The sequence below is a fragment of the Psychrobacter sp. UBA5136 genome (genome assembly GCF_002414005.1).
Classification (GTDB): domain Bacteria; phylum Pseudomonadota; class Gammaproteobacteria; order Pseudomonadales; family Moraxellaceae; genus Psychrobacter.
Genome location: NZ_DHYG01000039.1, coordinates 1 through 18736, shown reverse-complemented (window position 1 = coordinate 18736; position 18736 = coordinate 1). Strand labels below are relative to the sequence as shown.

Annotated in this window: 16 protein-coding genes and 1 pseudogene; 7 read left to right on the top strand and 10 right to left on the bottom strand. The window is 43.6% G+C overall.

Annotation, left to right across the window (positions count from 1 at the left end; genetic code table 11):
• Nucleotides 1–29: 29 nt before the first annotated feature.
• The gene (locus B4240_RS05695; protein WP_296237335.1) at nucleotides 30–755 is read right to left on the bottom strand and encodes an aspartate/glutamate racemase family protein; all 726 of its coding nucleotides are present in this window, start codon (nucleotides 753–755) and stop codon (nucleotides 30–32) included.
• A gap of 321 nt (nucleotides 756–1076) precedes the next feature.
• On the opposite strand from B4240_RS05695, the gene B4240_RS05690 reads away from it, so the two are divergent.
• Entirely contained in the window at nucleotides 1077–1331 is a 255-nt protein-coding gene (locus B4240_RS05690; protein ID WP_296237333.1) for a DUF2798 domain-containing protein, read from the top strand.
• Here B4240_RS05690 and oppF read toward each other — a convergent pair.
• The 5 genes from oppF to B4240_RS05665 form a co-directional block, all read right to left on the bottom strand.
• Nucleotides 1328–2356 carry a murein tripeptide/oligopeptide ABC transporter ATP binding protein OppF gene (gene oppF / locus B4240_RS05685; RefSeq protein WP_296237332.1) on the bottom strand — a complete coding sequence of 343 codons (1029 nt, stop codon included), beginning with the start codon at nucleotides 2354–2356 and terminating at the stop codon, nucleotides 1328–1330. The genes B4240_RS05690 and oppF overlap by 4 nt on opposite strands.
• 3 nt (nucleotides 2357–2359) lie before the next feature.
• Entirely contained in the window at nucleotides 2360–3499 is a 1140-nt protein-coding gene (gene oppD / locus B4240_RS05680) for an oligopeptide ABC transporter ATP-binding protein OppD (protein ID WP_296237330.1), read from the bottom strand.
• A 26-nt stretch (nucleotides 3500–3525) separates the two neighbouring features.
• Nucleotides 3526–4431, bottom strand: coding sequence for an oligopeptide ABC transporter permease OppC (gene oppC, locus B4240_RS05675; RefSeq protein WP_296237327.1), 906 nt, complete (start codon nucleotides 4429–4431; stop codon nucleotides 3526–3528).
• Nucleotides 4432–4515: 84 nt separating this feature from the next.
• A complete protein-coding gene (gene oppB, locus B4240_RS05670; RefSeq protein WP_296237325.1) occupies nucleotides 4516–5436 on the bottom strand; it encodes an oligopeptide ABC transporter permease OppB in 921 nt (306 codons plus the stop codon).
• Between the two features lie 154 nt (nucleotides 5437–5590).
• Nucleotides 5591–7264, bottom strand: coding sequence for an ABC transporter substrate-binding protein (locus tag B4240_RS05665; RefSeq protein WP_296237323.1), 1674 nt, complete (start codon nucleotides 7262–7264; stop codon nucleotides 5591–5593).
• Nucleotides 7265–7753: 489 nt separating this feature from the next.
• On the opposite strand from B4240_RS05665, the gene B4240_RS05660 reads away from it, so the two are divergent.
• From B4240_RS05660 to B4240_RS05635, 6 genes are all read left to right on the top strand, one after another.
• A complete protein-coding gene (locus tag B4240_RS05660; RefSeq protein ID WP_296237321.1) occupies nucleotides 7754–10042 on the top strand; it encodes a DUF4401 domain-containing protein in 2289 nt (762 codons plus the stop codon).
• Complete coding sequence (locus tag B4240_RS05655) at nucleotides 10039–10683, top strand: GDYXXLXY domain-containing protein (protein WP_296237319.1); 645 nt, start codon at nucleotides 10039–10041, stop codon at nucleotides 10681–10683. The genes B4240_RS05660 and B4240_RS05655 overlap by 4 nt, the downstream gene beginning before the upstream one ends.
• A gap of 146 nt (nucleotides 10684–10829) precedes the next feature.
• Complete coding sequence (locus B4240_RS05650; protein WP_296237317.1) at nucleotides 10830–11807, top strand: zinc-binding dehydrogenase; 978 nt, start codon at nucleotides 10830–10832, stop codon at nucleotides 11805–11807.
• A gap of 83 nt (nucleotides 11808–11890) precedes the next feature.
• Nucleotides 11891–12871 carry a zinc-binding dehydrogenase gene (locus tag B4240_RS05645; RefSeq protein ID WP_296237315.1) on the top strand — a complete coding sequence of 327 codons (981 nt, stop codon included), beginning with the start codon at nucleotides 11891–11893 and terminating at the stop codon, nucleotides 12869–12871.
• A gap of 75 nt (nucleotides 12872–12946) precedes the next feature.
• Nucleotides 12947–13969 (top strand): YhdH/YhfP family quinone oxidoreductase, encoded by a 1023-nt coding sequence (locus B4240_RS05640; RefSeq protein WP_296237313.1) that lies wholly within the window; start codon nucleotides 12947–12949, stop codon nucleotides 13967–13969.
• A gap of 105 nt (nucleotides 13970–14074) precedes the next feature.
• Nucleotides 14075–14803 carry a Cthe_2314 family HEPN domain-containing protein gene (locus B4240_RS05635; protein ID WP_296237311.1) on the top strand — a complete coding sequence of 243 codons (729 nt, stop codon included), beginning with the start codon at nucleotides 14075–14077 and terminating at the stop codon, nucleotides 14801–14803.
• 23 nt (nucleotides 14804–14826) lie between these two features.
• Here the strand turns inward: B4240_RS05635 and B4240_RS05630 are convergent, their stop codons facing one another.
• The 4 genes and pseudogenes from B4240_RS05630 to guaA form a co-directional block, all read right to left on the bottom strand.
• Complete coding sequence (locus B4240_RS05630) at nucleotides 14827–15504, bottom strand: DUF2628 domain-containing protein (protein ID WP_296237309.1); 678 nt, start codon at nucleotides 15502–15504, stop codon at nucleotides 14827–14829.
• Nucleotides 15505–15702: 198 nt separating this feature from the next.
• Nucleotides 15703–15945, bottom strand: a pseudogene (locus B4240_RS05625) (GMP synthase (glutamine-hydrolyzing)); the annotation flags it as partial.
• 11 nt (nucleotides 15946–15956) lie between these two features.
• Nucleotides 15957–16934, bottom strand: coding sequence for a hypothetical protein (locus tag B4240_RS05620; RefSeq protein ID WP_296237308.1), 978 nt, complete (start codon nucleotides 16932–16934; stop codon nucleotides 15957–15959).
• Nucleotides 16935–16988: 54 nt separating this feature from the next.
• Nucleotides 16989–18608, bottom strand: coding sequence for a glutamine-hydrolyzing GMP synthase (gene guaA, locus B4240_RS05615; RefSeq protein WP_296237306.1), 1620 nt, complete (start codon nucleotides 18606–18608; stop codon nucleotides 16989–16991).
• Between the last annotated feature and the right edge of the window lie 128 nt (nucleotides 18609–18736).

Here is an 18736-nt window from a genome sequence, read left to right as displayed (position 1 = left end):
TTTCGAAGTTGAGAGTGGGGTTAAATTGATTAGACTGCATTATCCAATAAAAAGTCCACCGCTGCTGCGGCATGAATAGTGGTGGTATCAAAGACTGGAATCGGACTATCTTGTTGCTGAATAAGTAGTCCAATTTCGGTACAGCCTAAAATGACGCCTTCTGCGCCTTTATCCGCTAAATCTTGAATCACCTGCTGATAATGCTGGCGTGAGCGCTCAAGTAACTGTCCTTGGCATAACTCTTCATAAATGATGCGATTTACCTCTGCCCGCGCATCGGCGTCTGGTATCAGCACTTGCAGGCCTGCATCAATCAAGCGCTGCTTATGAAAATCCTGCGTCATCGTAAACTGCGTACCAAGTAGCGCAATTTTGGTTAAACCTTCTCGCTTAATCGCCGTCGCCGTGACATCAGCAATATGAATAATTGGCAAGTTAGTTGCAGCTTGGATATCAGCAATAACGTTATGCATCGTATTGGTCGCAAGAAGCAAACCTTGCGCGCCAGCCGCCTGCAAGCGTTTACCGCTATTGGCCAATATTTCGCCCATTTCATCCCATGCGCCTTTAGCTTGTAGCGCTTCAATCGGTGCAAAATCGACACTATGAATCAATAAATCCGCTGAATGCAAATTGCCCAATCTCTTTTTTATACCTTCATTTATCAGGCGATAATAGCTTTCAGTACTCTCCCAGCTCATGCCGCCGACGATGCCCAACGTTTTTTGTTTAGCGGTTGCTTGCGAAATAGACATTTTTTATCTTATCCTTCTGCCGTTCATTTAAATACAGCTTATTTAAATACAGCTCATTTAAGTATGGTTATTTTAACTGGCATTGCAGTTTACTTAATTAATTAATAGCGCTTAAAATTAGCAAAACATGAAAACTGAATGATAACAATAAAATAAGGCGAACATTATGATTGATAATAACCATTTTACCTCGTCCCCATCACGCGCTATCATAGTCGCCGCTAAACATTAGCAGTGCTTTACCTCATCCTCTCTCATCGCAAAATCACGTTTATAGCAGCAGTCAAACGTGGCGCTTATCATGCAGGACAACATACCGTTATGGCAAAATTTCCTACCGTCAGAATACGCACGCGGCGCAAATACTATCGGCTGATTTTCACCTTTTTAATGGCGCTGATGATGTCGACGATTATCTCGACGGCTCTGCTACTGATTAACGTAGGATTTGTCGAAGGATTTTTTACCACCTTATTTAATTCTTGGAAATATGCCTTTGTCGTCGCATGGCCTAGCGCTTACATTTGTGCCTATTTAATCCAAGAGCATTTGCTGAGCCGGATTGAGTTTTATTAAACAATCTCAACCTTGTTTTTTAAGCAAGCGACTCTATGGTCTAAAACCCCTTCTAATACAGGTTCTATTTGAGCGCATTCACTTCCTGCTATCGGGCAGCGGGTTCGGAATACGCAGCCCGATGGTGGATTGATCGGACTTGGCAGGTCACCTTCTAATAACTGAATGGTTTTACTACGCTCAGCGATAGGATCAGGTAATGGCACAGCAGACATCAATGCTTGGGTATAAGGGTGAGTCGGATTGCTATACACAGCTTTGCCTATACCCAACTCGACAGCGTGTCCCAAATACATGACCAAAACTCGATGAGCGATATGTTTAATGACTGATAAATCATGAGCAATAAAGATAAGTGACAGGCCCATTTCTTGCTGCAGGTCTTGTAATAAGTTGATGACCTGCGCTTGAATAGAGACATCAAGGGCAGAAACCGGCTCATCACAAATGATAATTTTAGGTTTTAAGATGAGCGCACGAGCGATACCAATTCGTTGACACTGACCACCAGAAAACTCATGTGGATAGCGGTTAATCTGATTCGACAGTAGCCCAACCTTTTTCATAATGGCGCGTACTTCATCCTGAACGTCAGACTTTTTCATTTCTGGACAATAAGTCCGAAGCGGCTCTGCGATGATATCACCTACCGTCATGCGGGGATTGAGCGAGGCCAGCGGATCTTGAAAAATCATTTGAATGTCTTTGCGTTTTATTCTCATGGTCTTTTTGGAAGCGCCAACTATCTCTTCGTCGCCGAACTTAATACTGCCAGAATTGGCACGAACTAAGCCGATAATCGTCCTAGCCAGCGTTGATTTTCCGCAGCCAGACTCTCCTACTACCCCTAAAGTTTCACCAGGGAACAGCTCAAACGATACACCGTTTACTGCCTTTAGCGTGTCAGGTTTTTGCCAAAAGTTGGTGCCTTTTTGCTTAATATTAAATGTAGTATGGACATCTTGTACTTGCAATAGTGGAGACCGAGTTTGGTTTTGAGACATACCTGTGTTTGCTACTGTCATGTCCTAGCCCTCCAGCTTTGATAAGTTATTAACGTCCGTATCTGTTGTTATACTCTTTGCCGCTACTTCTGAATCAATCATTTGTATTTCAGGGTGCCAATGGCAAGCGCGTTGACGCTCGTTAGGTAAAAACTCAAGTGGCGGCGCTACTGTACGGCAGATATCCATGGCGTGTGAACAGCGCTCATGAAAAGGACAGCCGGTTGGCAGATGAAGCAAGTTTGGCGGGCTGCCAGGAATGGTCGCAAGCTTACCTCTATCATCGTCAAGACGCGGAATTGCTTTTAACAGTCCGATAGTATACGGGTGAGAAGGTGCGTAGAAAATCTCTTCCGTTTCGCCATACGCCATCGTACGACCAGCATACATCACCAACATCCGATCACAGATGCCAGCCACTACACCCAAATCATGAGTAATCATAATGATAGTGGTACCAAAATCGCGCTTTAGCTCATTTAATAGCACCATAATTTGCGCTTGAACAGTCACATCAAGCGCAGTCGTAGGCTCATCAGCGATAAGTAGCTTCGGGCGACAAAGCAGCGCCATCGCAATCATAACCCGCTGACGCATACCGCCTGAAAACTCATGCGGATACATACCAATACGATTTTTGGCCTCAGGAATTTTGACTGCATCGAGCATTCGCACCGATTCCGCCCAGGCATCCTTTTTACTCAGCCCTTTGTGTAGTATCAAAACTTCAGCAAGCTGATCCCCTATTTTCATATAAGGGTTGAGCGAGGTCATAGGATCTTGGAAGATCATAGCGATTTGCTCAGCACGTATTTTATTCAAGGCTTTTTGCGATAATCCTAGTAGCTCATTGCCTTCAAATTTTACAGAACCGCTAGTACGACCGTTTTTTGCCAGCAGTCCCATAATAGCGAACGCCGTCTGCGACTTACCAGAACCTGACTCACCGACGATGCCTAACGTCTCACCCTCATGCAGGTTGAAGTTAAGGCCATTAACGGCGGTCACTAGGCCATCTTCAGTTGTGAATTGCACTGATAAATCTTGTACCGATAATAGGCTATTTTCTTGCTGAGCTTGATTGTTAAGCGCTGAAACAAAGCCTACTTTATGGACAGTAGAGTCTGTTTTCTGAGGTGAACCATTTATGTGTTGAGTTGTCATAGTCTTGCTCTCTTAGCGATATTTGACTAGCGGTCTTTTGGGTCAAACGCATCACGTAGACCATCGCCGATAAAGTTAAAGCAGAATAAAGTAATAACCAAAAAAGCGGAAGGAATCAAAATCTGCCAAGGGGCGACTTGTAACGTCTGAGAACCTTCTTGCAGTAATGCTCCCCAACTGGTCATCGGCTCTTGTACCCCAAGCCCCAAAAAGCTTAAAAACGACTCAAACAGAATCATCGTCGGCACGAGTAAAGAGGCATAAACCACCACCACTCCAAGCACATTAGGGACGATATGACGCAGAATAATATTAAACCCTGATACCCCTCCTACATGCGCTGCTTCGATAAACTCTTTACTCTTTAGGCTCAGTGTCTGACCACGAACGATACGAGCCACATCAAGCCAAGACACCAGTCCAATAGCGACAAAGATTAAAATAAGGTTACGGCCAAATATAGTCACTAGCAAAATCACGAAGAACATAAATGGAAAGGCGCTTAGAATCTCTAGAAAACGCATCATAATCATATCGACTTTACCGCCAAGATAGCCTGACGTTGCGCCATACACTGTTCCGACCAATACTGCCACTGTGGCGCCAGCGATACCAACCAATAAAGAAATACGGCCACCGACTGCGGTGCGCACGAGTAAGTCTCGACCAAGCGAGTCAGTACCGAAATAGTGCTTGTTTTCTATCGAAGGCGCAGCTTGCATAAAGTTCCAGTCGGTTTCTGCGTAGCCGAAAGGTGCGATCATTGGCATAAATATGACAAAAATACCGACGAGTAATAAGATAAAAAAGCTCGTCACAGCCGCTTTGTTTTGATAAAAACGGCGCCAAGCATCTTGCCATAGGCTACGGCCTTTAATCTCTTTAACAGGCAGATTCATAGCCTCGGTTGGCTGGTCTACGAGAAGGCTCATAGTCGTCCCTTTAGTAATCTAATTGATAATCTGATGGTCATTTTGAAGTAGTCAGTAAGCGCAACAATGCATGTTGGCCAGCCATTAATACTGAATTTTTGGATCAATTATCGCGTATAAAATATCGACAATCGCATTAAAGGCAATCGTTAATACCCCGACCAAAATGGTCAAACTAAGTACCACACCGTAATCACGGTTAAGTGCGCCATTCACAAACAGCTGTCCGATGCCAGGCAAACCAAAGATAGTTTCAATAACGATAGAGCCGGTAATAATACCCACAAAAGCGGGACCTAAGTACGATATCACTGGTAGTAATGCTGGCCTAAGCGCATGCTTTATAACGATTTTGCGCATGGGTAAACCTTTAGACTTGGCAGTGCGGATATACTGGCTATTCATAACCTCAATCATCGAGCCACGCATAATTCGAGCGATACTAGCGACGTAGGCTAATGCTAGAGCAGTGACTGGTAATATGAGGTTGCGTAGAGCGCCATCATTCCAGCCGCCAGCAGGCAGCCAATGCAAGAGAATCGCAAAGATAAGTACCAATAACGGTGCCTTGACAAAGCTTGGTATCACAACCCCTGTCATCGCAAAAGCCATCAATATATAATCAAGCCACGAGTTTTGCTTAAGCGCTGCGATGATGCCAAGGATTAAGCCTAATACCAATGCTAATATAAAAGCATACAAGCCAAGCTCCATCGAAACGGGAAACGACTGTGATAACAACTCGTTGACGGTATAGTCTTTATACTTAAATGATGGCCCAAAATCACCCAAAGCCAATTGTTTTAAATAATGGGCATACTGTAACCACATGGGATCATTAAGATTGTACTTAGCTTCGATATTGGCCAGTACCGCGGGGGATAAACTGCGCTCAGAAGTAAAAGGACTTCCTGGCGCTAATCGCATCATAAAAAAAGACACGGTTATTAAAACAAACATAGTTGGAATGGCTTCCAAAATACGCCGAAAGATGAGCTTTAGCATAAGGCCTCTTTTAAGGTTCCTATTATAAGGATGCCTATTTTCAAGTGCTTGTTTTCAACGTAGCCTTGCTACGTTTTTAACTCAAATAAGTAAGCGCTATAAGTCAGAATCCGTCTTCTTTATAGCGTCCACTAGGGTTTTAGCTATTTACTTATTAATGCTTAGCAATAGAGATATCTTTACCTTGCCAATTACCTAAAGGATCTTTATCTGAGAAGCCGATAACATAAGGTTTGACTAAACGAGGGCTAACATAATGATAGATGTTAAGTAGCCCCATATCTTGATCAAGCTGCGCTTCCGCTTTTTGATACAAGCTTGCACGCTGCTCAGGTGATACACCCGCTTTTAGCGTTTGCGCCATCAGACTGTCAAAATTGGCACTAGCATACTTGCCATAGTTGCCACTATTATCAGATTTGGCGATATTCAAAAAGGCCGAAGGTTCGTTGTAATCAGCACACCAACCAGCTCGAGCAATTTGATAATTACCATTTCGGCGGGTATCAAGATAGGTTTTCCACTCTTTATTAGTCAAAGTCACATCGACGAACCCTAGCGCTTGCTTCCATAGTGAAGTGGCTGCTACCGCTACCTTTTTATGGTTGTCATTGGTGTTGTAAAGGAGCTCAAAGGCAAGCGGATTATTTTCGTTATAGCCTGCTTCATTCAGCAGTTTTTTGGCCTCTTTAATGCGCTTCTCTTTGTCCCAAGTCGACCACTCTGGGGTATTTAATACCTTTCCGTTAGTCGCCTTAGGGGTGAGCTGATAAGCTGCCGTTTGGCCTTGACCGATCACTTTGTCTGCGATGGTATCGCGATCTAAAGCTAAAGCTAAGGCGCGGCGTACTTTTGGATTATCAAAAGGAGGTTTGACGGTATTAAACTCATAATAATAAGTACAAAGATAAGGTGAGATTCTGAGCTCATCGCCGTTTTGTTTCTTCAAGGAAGCAAATTGCTCGGTTGGAATTTCATTATAGGTGACATCGACTTCACCGGCCTGATAGCGCGCTACATCGGTAGTGCTAGAAGGAATTGGTAGTATCGTGATGGTATCGAGTTTTGTATTGGCATCGTCATAATAAGAAGGATTACGCGTCAAAACGAGTTCATCATTAATCTGCCATTTACTGACTTTATAAGGTCCATTGACCACAATATTGCTAGGGTCTGTCCATTTATCACCGAAAGCTTCGACCGTTTTTTGATGGACAGGCTTGACTGAGTTATGAATCAGCATGTCTGGAAAGTAGGGAACGGGCTCTGATAAAGTCACTTGCAAGGTTTTATCGTTAATCGCCTTTACACCAAGCGTATCAATACCAGCCGCGCCTTCAACGATTTTATCAGCACCAACTACTTTGGCATCAACTAAATAGCTTGAATAGGGGGACGCGGTATTTGGATCGACCAGTCGGCGCATGCTATAGACGAAGTCTTGTGCCGTGACTGGATCACCATTTGACCATTTAGCATCACGCAATTTAAAGGTCCAAACTTTATTATCGGTACTTTCCCACTTGGTTGCCATTCCTGGTATCGTTTTGCCATCTGCATCTGTGTTGGTCAAACCTTCAAATAACTGGCGACCAATGTTAGATTCAGGAACTCCAGATACTTTATGGGGGTCAAGCGACTCAGGCTCTGTGCCATTATTAATGACCATCTCTTGAGTGTCCGCTAATACGTTTGGATCAATATTGGCTGACGAGCTGGCATTATTATCAGTTGCCGTATTATCACTACAGCCTGTCATAAACATAGCAAGAGCGAGAGAAGTGGGTAAAAATACGGTAGTGCGAAGAGAAATAGGGTTGAGGCTCATATGGCATCCTAGCGGGAAGAAGACAGGCCGTTCGCCTCGTCTTTTATTAAGTCCATTTAAGTTTAGTGTCTATTGGTTATGTTGTTAAAGGTCTAAATCAGTAATGACTTATGCCTAAAATTCATACAGTACAGAAAACTATATTTAACAGTAATAATAAAAAAAGTTATCAATGTCAACAGTATTTGGACTCATATCCATAGTGATGAACAGGACATCATTCTAGGCCTGATGATATAAATAAGTAAAAAAGATTAAAAAATCTACGAATTTATAATTTTTTGCACAGATTTTATGCTTTTTATCATAGAAACTTACCACTCATCAAATGGCTATTTTGATGTTACTAATTGTATCCGGATTTTATTCAAGCTTATTAAAACTGATGGGTGTCTTCATTTAGTCCGTTTGATCTACTCTTAATAAAGACAACGCTATCTTATAAAAAAAGCTAAGATAGCCTAAAACTGTTTTTAATCAGAGGCGGTCATGAGCCAATCACGGCGTACTATCGAGCAGTTACTACAGCAAGATATCTTACCTCTTAAAAATGCCGAGGCAGCAGCAACATACTTAGAAGTCTATCCTAGCAAGCGCATGTGGTTAGAGTTTTTTGATAAAGCGCTGCTGATTATTGGCGCGGTAGCACTGGTCTTATCCCTAATGTTTTTTATCGCCTACAATTGGCAACACATGGGCAAGATGGGTAAATTTGCCTTGGTAGAAGTAGCGCTGGTGATTACCATCGCACTTTACGTGACACTGTCTTTTAGGCCACTTAGACAAAATAGGCAGTTTAGACAACGATTTCAACTGATTCGTCAGCTGTTATTGCTTATCGCTAGTATTATTACAGGCAGTCTGCTGGCGCTATTTGGGCAGGTCTATCAAACGGGTGCGGATACATGGCAGCTTTTCTTTGCTTGGGCGCTATTGATTACGCCTTGGGTCGTGATTGCACGTTTCCCTGCGCTGTGGCTGCTGTGGCTTGGGCTAGTCAATGCTTTTTTGCTTCTTTATTTGAATGTCGCCAATCTGCAATTTATCAACCATAACGTGCAAAATGTCTTTCAAGTAGCCATCCTTGCGCTATTTAATCTTGGGGCATTTTATAGTTGGCTGATTGGTCTCGATAATAAAACGCCCTTTTCCACTCCCCATTTGTTTCATCGTGTTATCCCTAAAAAATCCCCTGCGCAAATAAACAGTGCTCAAACCAAATCCAATTTGCACTGGAGCACTGATGTTGTCGGTTTATTAACCACGTTTTTTATCACCTATTTAGCGATTGTCACGGTCTTTGATAATGGCGATATCTGGACAACGTCTATCGCTATCGTCTTATGGTTAGGTTGGTGCGGCTTTATGCTTTGGCAGTTTTATCAGCGCCGTGTTGATTTGCTTATGCTGACTTATTTATCATTTTCTGTCATTACTGTGGTGATGTTTTGGGTCAGTAAATGGTTATTGCATGACTTAAAAACGGCTGGTTTTTTGATATTAGCCTTGCTACTTATTGCTATGAGCTCGGCGGCAGTCATGTGGCTAAGTAAAATTACCCGTGTCAAGAGCGATGATATTGCTTCTTCTATCATTAAGGGGAGCAGTGATGAACAATGTATCAACCATAACGAGAAGCAGCCCGAGATTTTGCTATTACAACAGCAGGGACTCATCGATACGCAAAATGTCAGTGATAAGCTTTTAAATAATGCCGCATCTGCAGCGCGTAGCCCTTGGTTTATCAGCTTACTTTTTGGCATGAGTGGTATATTAGCTAGCCTATTTTTTATCGGATTTTTAACCTTATTATTAGACAGCACCGGTTTGCTAGATAGTACGCTAGCGGTATTTATTATTGGCGCACTATTAAGCATTATTGGCGGATGCTTACTTTATAACGCGCGTATACGCCACAGCCCTTTTTGGAGCAGCTTAGCCTTTGCGATTACGCTAGCAGGTCAAGGTTATATTGCCTACGCTTTACTGGCGAGTGAGATGGCAGAGCCACTCAATATACTGCTATTGCTCCTTGTACAACTGTTTATGACGGTTGTAATGCCCAATTTTATCTATCGTTTATTGAGCGCGACCTTGGCTTTAGTCTGCCTATTTTACTTATTAATTTACTATCACTTATCCGAAGTCAGCTTAGGATTATTGGCATTGATAACCAGCGTTGCTCATTTACAACGCTATACGCTCGCTGCTTTTATTTCACACAAATGGCGCGCCCGCTTTTTTGATATTAGCCGTGCTATTGGTTATGCAAGCGCCTATATTTTGCTCCTTGTTTCCGTCTATTTTATCGCTGCTGAATACGGCAATAGCTTTGATAACCTTAACAGTTATGGTGAAGCCTTTAGCTATAACTACTACCTAGCACAAGGGCTATTAACCCTTGCCAGCCTGTATGCTGCTTATCTTATTCTTAAGCGCTATCACATCAAATTACTACCAACAGCGGGACTACTGATTAGCGCCGCGATTATCATCCTTGGCGTGGCCTCCATTTATGTCTCAGGCTTATTGGCCACTAGCCTTATTATCATTATCGCCACTGCCAATAGCCAACGCGTGCTCTTAGGACTGGGCATCATTGCCTTGGTCGGTTATATTTTTTGGTATTATTATCAGCTTGATACCTCTTTATTGCTCAAATCTGCCTCCATGCTTGTCATCGCTATCGCGCTATTACTGCTGCGCTGGCGGCTTATTAAAAGCTATTTTGCGCATATAAAACCAAGTGCTAGCGACAATCAGGAGCGTCTGTCATGAACAATAAAATTTTGACCAAACGCTTGATTGAAGACGCACCAAATGGCCACTGGCTACAAAAACCAGCCGTCACGATTATTATTGCCCTCCTTGGCTTGGCGCTCGTATTGGGGGTAGTGACGAGAAATATCGCAAAATACGAAAACCATCTTGCGATTGGCGATACGGTGTTATTAGCACTCGCGCCCGTTGATCCGCGCGGCTTTATGCAAGGCGATTATATGACGCTTAGCTATGCGCTAGAGCGTGATGTATTTGCCGCCTTAAATAAAGACCCTGGTAGCTATCCTACTAATGAGGAAGGTTATGTGATTGTTGCTTTAGACAAACATAATGTCGGCCAGTTCGTGCGCTTAGCGGCTAATAATCGAACAGCCGATCAGACAGCTAATGAGCCTAAAAATCTAGCCTCTAATGAGATGGCTATTTATTACCGTATCCGTAATGGCAGAATGCAACTGGCGACCAATGCTTTTTTCTTCCAAGAGGGTCATGGCGAGGCTTTTACAGCAGCAGAATATGGGCTGTTTCGGGTCAATGCTAAAGGTGAGCCACTATTGACCAACTTGGTGGACAACGATTTTAAAGTCATTAGTCCAAATCAAACTGCTACAAAACAGACTGCTAATAGTGCCAACTAAAAGCTGCTAAATTATCGCAGTCAACCTTCCTTAACCAAAGTAATATTGTGACCAGTTAGCAGGGTTTGTTATGGTTAATGGCTGCAAATTAATTCGCTCGTTAAAAAATATTTGAAAAAACTTAACAATTAAAAAAAGGATTTATCATGCGTAGTGCAACGTATAACGAATTTGGCAAACCAACAGAAGTCTTAAGCCTTGGCGACCGTCCTATCCCAGAACCAAAGGCGGGCGAAGTCCGCGTCAAAACCATTCTTGCCTCCATCCACAACCACGACCTCCTCACCGTTCGCGGTCAGTACGGCTTTAAACCTGAGCTGCCAGCCATTGGCGGTAGCGAAGCGCTTGGTATCATCGACGCCGTTGGTAGTGATGTTAAAGACTTAAAAGTTGGCCAACGCGTTGCCGCAGCTAGCGTGCAAGCAACGTGGGCGGAGTATTTTGTCGCCTCAGCTGATATGGTCTTTGCGGTCCCTGATAGCTTAAAAGATGAAATGGCGGCGCAATTGATTGCCATGCCGCTTAGTGCCTTGATGCTACTAGAGTTTTTAGAAATAAAAAGCGGCCAATGGTTGATTCATAACGCGGCAAACGGTGCGGTCGGCAAATCGCTTGCCATGCTAGCGGCGGCGCGCGGCGTAAAAACCATCAACGTCGTACGCAGTAGCGAGGCCATCAAAGAGCTTGAAGCGCTTGATATCAAAAACAATGTCAATACCGAAGATGACGACTGGAAAGCGCAAGTAAAATCCATCATTGGCGACGATAAAATTAGCGCGGCGGTCGATTCTGTCGGCGGCGAGAACAGCGGTGAGTTATTATCACTGCTCGGTCATGGTGGCACATTTGCCGCGTTTGGCGCGATGTCGGGCAAACCTATGATGCTAAATCCGACGCACTTGATTTTTAAACAAGCCACCGTAAAAGGCTTTTGGGGCAGTAAAACCAGTCAGGAAATGAGTGTCGAAAACAAACAGCGTTTGATAGACGAGCTGATTGAACGGGCGACCAGTGGCAAGCTCCATCTGCCTGTGGAGGCGGTGTTTGATTTGGCGGATATCAAAAAAGCGGTCGATGGCAACTTGCAGTCAGGTAAAAATGGTAAGGTATTGCTAAAGCCTTAAGTTATCTAGCACTAAGCTTAGACGACGTTAACTAAAAACATTTCACTAAAAACATTTCACTAAAAACAGGAAAGGATCTCATCATGCGCAGCGTAACTTATAACGAATTTGGCAAACCCTCTGACGTACTTCGTATCGAGGACCGCCTTACCCCAGAGCCAAAGGCGGGCGAAGTCCGTATCAAAACCATTTTATCTTCTATTCATAATCACGACCTCATCACCATCCAAGGCCAATATGGCACCAAACCCAAACTGCCTGCGCTCGCTGGTAGCGAAGCGGTTGGTACGATCGATGCCATTGGCGAAGAGGTCGATAATTTAGAAGTCGGTCAGCGCGTGGTGGCAACTGGCGTCGAAGGCACATGGGCTGAGTACTTTACCGCGCCTGCCAGCAGTGTCCTCCCGATACCTGACGCCATTGATGATGAAATGGCATCGCAGCTTATCGCCATGCCGATGAGCGCCTTGATGCTCATTGAGTTTTTAGAGCTTGATGCTGGTCAATGGCTCATCCATAACGCCGCCAATGGCGCGGTTGGCGAGTCACTGGCAATGCTAGCCGCCGAGCGCGGTATCCATACCATCAACGTCGTGCGTAGTAAAGACTCTGCCGACGAGCTGACCGAGATTGGTATCACCGAAAACAACGTGGTGAGCGATGATGACGACTGGAAAGAGCAAGTTCGCCGTATCGTCGGCGATGGCAAAATAAGCGGCGCCGTCGACTCTGTTGGCGGTCAATCTGGCGGTGATTTATTATCATTACTTGGCCATGGCGGTACGATGGCAGCCGTAGGCGGGATGTCGGGTCAACCGCTCGCCCTTAATCCGACGCATCTGATCTTTAAGCAAGCAGCTATCAAAGGGTTTTGGGGCGGCGCGCTGATGCAAAAGATGGATGCCGCCAATAAAAACCGTTTGATGCAAGAGCTTGTTGAGCGCGCGGCTAGCGGTAAATTAAAGCTACCGACAGGCGGCACTTATGGCTTAGATAATATTAAAGAAGCGGTCTCGGGCAAGGTACAATCGAGCAAAAAAGGCAAAATATTGTTAAAGCCATAAGACGTTTTTTATAAACTCCTGCCTGCCCATATTAAACCATAAGCAGGCAATACCATTTTAATGAGGAACATTGTTATGGCTAACAACTCTCTTGTCTCTAATAATGCGACCTTTAAAGCTTTGGTCGTACGCGAAACCAGTAACGGCGAGTTTAAAAAAAGTATTGAGCAGCGTAGCATTAGCGATTTGCCTAAAAATGACTTGCTCATCGAAGTGCATTATTCATCGTTAAACTTCAAAGATGCGATGTCGGCATCAGGAAATAAAAGAATCACCAAGCACTATCCACACACGCCTGGTATCGACGCGGCGGGCGTGGTGATAAGCGATAAGTCTGGTACATTTACGGAGGGACAAGAAGTCGTGGTCTTTGGCTATGACTTGGGCATGGATACCGATGGCGGCCTCGCTCAGATGATCTCTATCCCTGCCGATTGGGCGGCCGAGTGCCCGTCATCGCTCACATTAAAAGAAGCGATGATTTATGGCACGGGCGGTCTTACCGCAGCCTTAAGTGTGCAAAAATTAGAGAAAATGGGCGCAAAACCCGAAGACGGTCCAGTCGCGGTGACGGGCGCAACGGGCGGCGTTGGTAGTATCAGTATCGCGATGTTAAGTCAGCTGGGCTATGAGGTCATCGCCTTCTCTGGCAAACCCGAGCAAAGCGATTATTTAAAATCCTTAGGCGCAAGCGAAGTCCGTCATCGCGATAGTATTAATGACATCGGTGATAAACCTGTCGGTCGTGAACTATGGGCCAACGCCATTGACACCATCGGCGGCGATTATTTGGCCAACTTGCTAAAACAAACCAAAGCTGGCGGCGCAGTCACTTCTTGCGGCTTGGCAGGCGGCGCTGAGTTTACGATGACGGTACTGCCGTTTATTACCCGCGCGGTGTCGCTACTCGGTATCGATTCGGTCTATATTCCGCTGGCTGATAAAAAAGCCATTTGGCAACGTGTCGCAACCGACATGAAATTGCCTAATCTTGAGAAGTATGCCGAGGAAATTACATTAGAGCAAACACCCGAATACTTAGATCGCTTTATGACAAGTAAGACGGTTGGGCGTTATGTGGTGAATGTGCGGGGTTAGTTTTGGTTTAAAGAATAGTTTTTTATGTGATGGCAGTGCTCTTTTTTAGAGCGCTGCTTTTTTAAAGCTTTCTCTTATATATCTTTTACTTGATTAAGGAATATCATGCTTCATACTGAAAACCCAAATATAAAACAATTTTTTCCACTAGTTACTGATTCTCTCGCTAAAGGTATGGATGCCTTATCTAATGGTGATAGTAACTATAATGCTTCATCCATCGAAATATATGCTCAAACTATTTTTTCAAGAGTTTATGAAATTGATAACGCTTTAAAAAACATGTCGATCACAATGGAGTATTTGCGCAAAAAAAACTATGAGGATTCAGAATATAATTTTTCTGAGCATCATGCTCATCATATTGAGAACTTCTTACTTAGATTAACTAGTGTAGTGGATCGCTCGTATAAGCTAGCTGGTTCAACCATTATGATGGAAAGTGAGCAGATAGAGAAGCAAGGTAGCAACGAGAAAATTTATAAAAAGCTATTAGGTATATCTCAGGCTTCAGCTACTATCTTAGAAAATATGAGAGATACAATAAAGGATCTACGAACACCTAGAAATAAAGTGGCTCATCAGGCTGGCTTTTCTAGTAAAAATTTATGTGTTTTACAAGCTATAGAGAATGCTGGAATAGAGTCTATCTCGGTAAAAGAAATTACTGATATCATGTCTTACGACAAAATCAAAGAAGTAGTAAGTCATGAGTCTATTGAGCAATATGAAAGCGTATTACTAGCAATAGATAAGTTAGTAACAGATCTAATTAATAGTCTACCATTTCTATATACTGATTTATTACAGAGCAAGTCCCCTGTCAAAAATTAGCCTTGATATAAAAACCAGATCTACTACTCTACCCAATACCAACTTGGTGCAAAAAAATAAGTGACCAGTATGGACATTGCTAATAGCAATATACCAACACCGATTGCAGCTACCCAAGAGGTGCCACCTTTTTTAGCCAGTTGCGCTCGCACCATATCTGGATTCGCTGTAGAGTCAGTAGTCTCTTTAATTTGTTTGACGCTATAATCAAAGTAAAAATAATTGCCCAAAAGCCCTGTCAATCCAATCCATATCCCCATGAATGCGTAATTAATTGAATCATTATAAGAATCTGCACCCAATATCTGCATTAAAATTAAATCAATGACAGTAATCGCAAGCATTATAAAAAAAGCGAGCTTATACATCTTGCGGTAACACAACCAAAATACGCCAAAGAGAAAACCTGCCAGATTAAAACTGTGAATGCTCGAACCATTATTATTGATTTCTAAACGTGGCTCACTGTCCTTAAACCACTTATCACGATAATAGCTATCGTACTTCTCACCCACAAACGCCGCCAATAAAGTATCAGCATTTTCAGAACTAGAAAGTGAACTGATTTGCGCATCTTTAGAAATATTAACTGGATTTAGCGGCGGAGGTGTTTGGACTTTGTTATCAGAAATATAATGGACACAATTTGTACAGAATATAGCCTCGTTTGAATTTTCTTGACCACAATTATTACAAAGCATCTTATTCCTTAGTTTTAATGAGAGGTGATAACTTTATTTTGATAGGTATAATAACCAATTAAAGTTGGCACTATTATAAGCGCTAAAAACAAATGTTCAATAAAAAAATAAAATGTTGAAGATAAAAATTTTTTTGCATAAAAAAACACCCAATCAAGTTGAGTGTTTTTTTTATGTCAGCTAAAGGCTAAGTGGAGATTACTCCCACTCAATCGTCGCAGGTGGCTTACTCGACACATCATAAGTGACGCGTGAGACATCAGCGATTTCATTCATAATGCGATTTGATACCGTCTCGATCAAATCATACGGCAGATGGGCAAAGCGCGCGGTCATAAAGTCGACGGTTTCAACCGCACGTAGCCCAATCACCCACGCATAGCGGCGGCCATCACCGACCACGCCGACCGATTTGATTGGTTGAAATACCGCAATTGCTTGCTTAAGAAGGATTATTTTTTCTTCTTTTCGGCTCGTTTTTTCTCGATCAATGCTTGAGCCGTATCATTGCTCTCCCACCATTCACCCATATCTTGCCAGTAGAAATATGCCTGCTCCTTACCACCTATTTCCATACCATAGCTATTAACAATACCACGTGGCCTAGGATGGCGTTTTTTGAGTATTTCATGAGCCACTTCAGGCAGCACTTCTTTACCTGCTTCCCAAGCTTGATCGGCTTTATCCATCTTACCTAGATAGCAATAAGCGAGGGCTTTACCAAAGGTGGTATTAGCGAGCATATCTTTTGGATAGTTATCACAAATTTGGATTATTTTTTGATAGTCTTCAGTGAACATATACCACTCTACCAACCATTCACGAATGCCCAAATTGTCATTAGGACAAACTTGTATTAGCATTTCTCCCTGTTCACACGCCTGCTCAAAGCACATATTGTCGGCATAGACATTTGCTAGCTGGAATAGCGCTCGCAAAAAGGGACGGTTCTCCATAATGCCCCAAGGCAGCTTACTTTTTTGCCAATTGAATTTTTTGGGAAAGTATTCTAAATAAAGTCGCATACATTCACGGCTACTTAATAAGGCTAAAAAGCTATCGCCATGCTCTTCACATAGAAAAGCTAAGTTAAAGTAAGCATCAGGGTCATTTATACTTTTTAAAACTAGAAATTGCGCAATATCACGAGCCACTTCATAACCATCACGCTCCAAAGTCATTTGAATGACCTGAAATGAGGTCGGCGGCTGGTCGTTAAAGTCTTGCATAATTTCATCTTGAAATTTAGTCATGACTTCGTTCATGATGTCATCAATATCGCGGCCTGCTTTTACTTCTGCGTCAACGAAATTTTCTACTTTGTTTTTTAAAAGGCTACTTTCATTATCGCTAGCTGATTTTTTGTTAGGAAAATCAATAACCGAATCTTCAAACATCCATTCATCTTGACCGACATGAATTAATTTCATAGACTATTGCTCCTTTTTGCGTCCTATTTTTATATCACATTACAAGAATGTGAGCTATTCCCACTCAATCGTCGCCGGTGGTTTGCTTGACACATCATAAGTGACGCGTGAGACATCTTTGATTTCATTCATAATACGGTTTGATACCGTCTCGATCAAATCATATGGCAGATGGGCAAAGCGCGCAGTCATAAAGTCGACGGTTTCAACGGCACGTAGCGCAATCACCCACGCATAGCGGCGGCCATCACCGACCACGCCGACCGATTTAATCGGTTGAAATACCGCAAACGCTTGCGCGGTCTTATCATACCACCCTGAACGCTCCAGCTCTTGCATAAAGATCGCATCGGCAAGGCGTAAGATATCGGCGTATTCCTTTTTGACTTCGCCAAGGATACGCACGCCCAAACCTGGACCTGGGAACGGATGACGGTAGATCATTTTCTCTGGTAGGCCAAGGGTGATACCGAGTTTACGCACTTCATCTTTAAACAAATCGCGTAATGGCTCGACCAATTCAAACGCCAAGTCATCTGGCAGACCGCCGACGTTATGGTGGCTCTTAATCACGTGCGCTTTACCTTGGTGCGATTTTGCTGATTCAATAACGTCAGGGTAGATCGTTCCTTGCGCCAAAAACTCGATGGCTTTGCCGTCACTTTGCGCGCTGATTTCGCGGGCGCTATTGGCAAACACGTCGATAAAGGTTTTACCGATGATTTTACGTTTGGCTTCAGGGTCTGACTCGCCTGCTAAAGCATTTAAAAATAAATCTTCGGCATCGACGCGGATGACTTTGACGCCCATGTTCTCGCTAAATACTTGCATGACCTGATCGCCTTCGTGCAGACGCAGTAGGCCATTGTCAACAAACACACAGGTCAGCTGATCGCCAATGGCTTTATGCAAAAGTGCCGCAACCACTGAGCTGTCGACACCACCTGAGAGACCGAGCAATACTTGCTTGTCACCGATTTGCTCTTTGAGCTGCGCCACACGCATATCGATGATGTTGTCTGGCGTCCAGTCACCGGCGCAGTCGCAAATTTGATGCACAAATCGACTTAGCAGCGCCTGTCCTTGTAGGGTGTGCGTGACTTCAGGATGAAACTGTAGGCCATAGTATTGTTTGTCATCATTGGCCATAATGGCGATCGGGCAGCTTGGCGTGCTGGCGATGATATCAAAACCTTGTGGTGCTTCGATGACCTTATCACCGTGGCTCATCCAGACGTTTAAGGTGGTCGATTTGTCTTCACTGACGCTATCTTCGATACCACTAGTCAGCTTTGAATGGCCATTGACATTAATCGTCGCCGCGCCAAATTCATGGATTTCGCTGGCATGCACCTTGCCGCCAAAACGATCCGCCATCGCTTGCATACCGTAGCAAATACCGAGCACTGGCACGCCTAAGTCAAATACGGCATCGTTGATACGCGGGCTATTTTCGGCATGCACGCTTTCAGGGCCGCCCGATAGGATGACGCCCTTAGCACCAAAATCCGTGATGCGCTGGCTGTCGATATCATAAGGGAACATCTCACAAAACACCCCAGAGTCGCGCACACGGCGCGCGATAAGCTGGCTATATTGCGAGCCAAAATCAAGAATAAGGATACGGTCTTGCTTGATAGTAGGTATTGCAGAAGTGGCAGCGGCAGTGGTCATAAATCGATGTCCATCAAGAAAAAATTAGTGCCCTATTTTAACAAGTTTGCGCGCATTAATGGCTATTAGATGGTTAATTATTCACGATTTTTGGTCGTTATGAATGGTTATAATACCAAACCCAATAA